General features: G+C 55.4%; 3 protein-coding genes. All 3 read right to left on the reverse strand.

Annotated features, from left to right (window positions below; translation table 11 throughout):
* On the reverse strand, window positions 1–1,569 hold a 1,569-nt coding region (locus Q0X57_RS07895; protein ID WP_297729911.1), incomplete at its 3' end, for an NAD(P)(+) transhydrogenase (Re/Si-specific) subunit beta.
* A complete protein-coding gene (locus Q0X57_RS07900) occupies window positions 1,566–1,874 on the reverse strand; it encodes an NAD(P) transhydrogenase subunit alpha (RefSeq protein ID WP_007365250.1) in 309 nt (102 codons plus the stop codon). The genes Q0X57_RS07900 and Q0X57_RS07895, both read right to left, overlap by 4 nt.
* 147 nt (window positions 1,875–2,021) lie before the next feature.
* Window positions 2,022–3,188 carry an NAD(P) transhydrogenase subunit alpha gene (locus Q0X57_RS07905; protein ID WP_297729913.1) on the reverse strand — a complete coding sequence of 389 codons (1,167 nt, stop codon included), beginning with the start codon at window positions 3,186–3,188 and terminating at the stop codon, window positions 2,022–2,024.
* Window positions 3,189–3,315: the final 127 nt, after the last annotated feature.

Here is a 3,315-nt window from a genome sequence, read left to right on the forward strand (position 1 = left end):
CTGCTTGACCTCCTGCTGCGCTTGTGCTAGAGCCATACCGTAGCCTGGCACGATGATGACGCGCTTAGCGCCACGGAGCATGCCAGCAGCCTGTGAAATAGGATCGCTAGCGGAACTGCTGCTAGCGGGCTGTGCGGTAGCTGCGGAGCTGTCCAGCCCAGAGAGAATCTGATCGATCGTAGCCTTAGCATCGCCTAGACAAAGGGCTACGCCTTCGCCACGGCTGTAGAGCGGGTTCTCGACACCAGCGTAGCCAGGTTTGAGGTCGTAGTTGCAGATAATGACCTGCTTCGCCTGATCCACATTGAGAACTGGCATACCGTAGATAGGTGTTCCCTCAGCATTGCGGGCGGCAGGGTTGAGGACGTCGTTGGCCCCGATGACGATAACGGCGTCGGTATTGGCAAACTGATCGTTGATCGCCTCCATTTCGTAGAGACTGTCGTAGTCAACGTTGGCCTCAGCGAGGAGTACGTTCATATGTCCCGGCATACGACCAGCGACAGGGTGGATGGCGTACTTGACATCGGCACCGTTTCGAGCGAGCTTGTCGGCCAACTGCTTGACCTCCTGCTGCGCTTGTGCTAGAGCCATACCGTAGCCCGGCACGATGATGACGCGCTTAGCGCCACGGAGCATCGCAACAGCTTGGTCGATAGGAGAGCTTTCTTGCTTAGGCTGAGGCGCAGCGGGAGCTTTTGGGGTAGCTGTGGCAGGCTTGGCGGGAGCTTTTGCCTTGCCGTGAGGGATGAGGATGTTGATGAGCGAGCGGTTCATCGCACGGCACATGATCTGCGTGAGGAGGAGGCCCGAAGCGCCAACGACACCGCCGACAGCGACGAGGAAGATGTCGCCAATGGCCATACCAGCGATAGCGCCAGCCACACCGCTCAGGGAGTTGAGCAGGCTGATGGTGATCGGCATGTCGGCACCGCCCACACGTATGGAGAAGTAAAGCCCGAAGAGCGCGCTGAAGAGCATCGTGCCAATCATAGCGTAGAGGAGGGCAGTAGGCATCTGGTAGTTGATCGTGCCGATGAGTAGGAAGAAGACGGCGACGACGAGTGTGAGCGAGGTGGCTACGTTGTGAAACGGCCAGACGACCGACTTCTGAGGCAGTACTCTATGTAGCTTGCCCGCTGCGACAAGGCTCCCGACGAGGGTGAGCATACCGATGATGATAGCGAGGAAAGCGGTGACCAGCGTGAAGTGTACGTTGTCCTCAAGCTGGAAGAGTGTCAAAGCTCCGACGAGTGCCGAGGCGCCACCGCCGATACCGTTGAGCAGAGCCACCATCTGTGGCATCTGAATCATCTTGACTCGTGTGTAGAGTATGACGCCGATGATACCTCCTATGAGGATGCCTGCGATGAGCCAGGGGAAGGTGACGACTTGTAGCTTGAGAAGCGTGACGATGACGCCTAGCCCCATGGCGGCAGCACTGAGCGCGTTACCACGAGCGGCGCTCTTGACCTTGCTCATTATGGCGATGCCAGCGAGCACGAGTATGCTGAGGATCCCGCAGATGACGTAGTAGACGGGATTAGAGATCTCTATGAGTGTATTCATGCCTTGCCTCCTTTCTTGTTTTTGGTAAACATACGGAGCATGCGGTTGGTCACGCCAAAGCCCCCGACGACATTGATGGTGGCGAGGATGACGGCTACGACTCCAAAGATTTGCTGGAAGAGACTACCGTCTGGAGCTATGATAGCTGTGGCTGTGGCTGCGAGTGCGCCCGTGATGGTGACGCCGCTCAGGGCGTTCATCCCCGACATGAGGGGGGTGTGCAACAAGCTAGGCACATTGCTGATGAGCTTGTAGCCGACGAAGGTCGCCACAAGGAAGATGGCGACGAGGATCAGTGGGTTCATTGAGAGAGTAGAGGTTAGAGATTAGAGATGAGAGGTTGGAGATTTAGAAAGTAGAGGTTAGAAGTCAGAGTATGACCCATTAGAATCATATATTCTGACGTCTAACCTCTAGAAAGTGGGCGGGAAGTCAAGTTCCTTCAATCTAGGCTACTTCTTGAGTCCCATAGCCTCAAGGGTACCCTCGTGGATGATCTCACCAGCCTCGGTCGTGACGACGATAGAAGAGGTGATCTGATCGCTCATGTCAAGGTGCATCTTGCCATCCTTGACGAGGTACTTGACGAGGTTGTACATGTTTTGCGAAAACATCCAGGTAGCGCTCTGTGGAAGCATACCAGGGATATTCTTGATACCCTCGATGACCACGTGGTGCTTGACGTCACGCTCGCCTGGAGTCGTGATAGCGCAGTTACCACCCTGATCGATAGCGATATCAACGATGACAGAGCCGGGCTTCATCGACTTGACCATCTCCTCGGTGATGACCACGGGAGCGATCTTGCCTGGTACGAGGGCGCTACAGAAGATGACGTCCATGTCCTTGACATGCTCAGCTAGCACCTTGCGCTCATGCTCTAGTAGCTCGGGGCTCAGGTGTAGCGCATAGCCACCAGGAGCGACAGCTTTGTCAGCGGGGATACCTAGATCAATAGGCTTAGCACCTAGACTCGTTGCCTGCTCAGACGCTGCGGGACGGATATCAGCTGCGTAAGTGATACAGCCTAGACGACGAGCCGTAGCGAGTGCCTGTAGACCAGCTACGCCGACACCGATGACGAGCACCTTGGCGGGGTCAATCTTACCGACAGCGGTAAACATCTGTGGCATGAAGAAAGAGAGATCGTTCGCAGCCATCAGGATACCCTTGTAGCCCGCGCAAGTACTCATAGAGGTGAGGGCATCAAGGTTTTGCGCACGAGAGATACGAGGCACACCATCGAGGGTGAGACCGATGACGCCCTGCGCAGCCATCTTGCGTACCATGTCATGGTTCACAGGAGAGGCGGGGTGAATGAAAGTGATGAGGTACTGCCCCTTGTGCATCATGTCGATCTCATGCTTGCCGAGCTGCTCGTTGAAGAGTGGCTCCTTGACCTTGATGATGATCTCCGCGCGGCGGAAGATCTCCTCTGGCCCTTGTATCAGCTCAGCGCCAGCTGCCTGATAGTCCTCGTCGTGATATGCTGCGCCTTCGCCAGCTCCACGCTCAAATAGTACAGTGTGTCCATCAGCGACATACTGCTTGACTGCTTCGGGGCTCGCTGCTACGCGAGCCTCATCGTGCATAATTTCTTTAGGTACGCCTATTATCATAGTTCAAATGTGTAGTGAATGAATAGTCTTCTGCCTAGTGTGGGTTGCCTGCAAAACATCCATGTCGCACCTGCACCCCCTCATTTCGCAAATATACACACTTAATTTCAAAGTTGCAAGAGCGTCC

Source organism: uncultured Porphyromonas sp. (assembly GCF_947254915.1).
Taxonomy (GTDB): Bacteria; Bacteroidota; Bacteroidia; order Bacteroidales; family Porphyromonadaceae; genus Porphyromonas.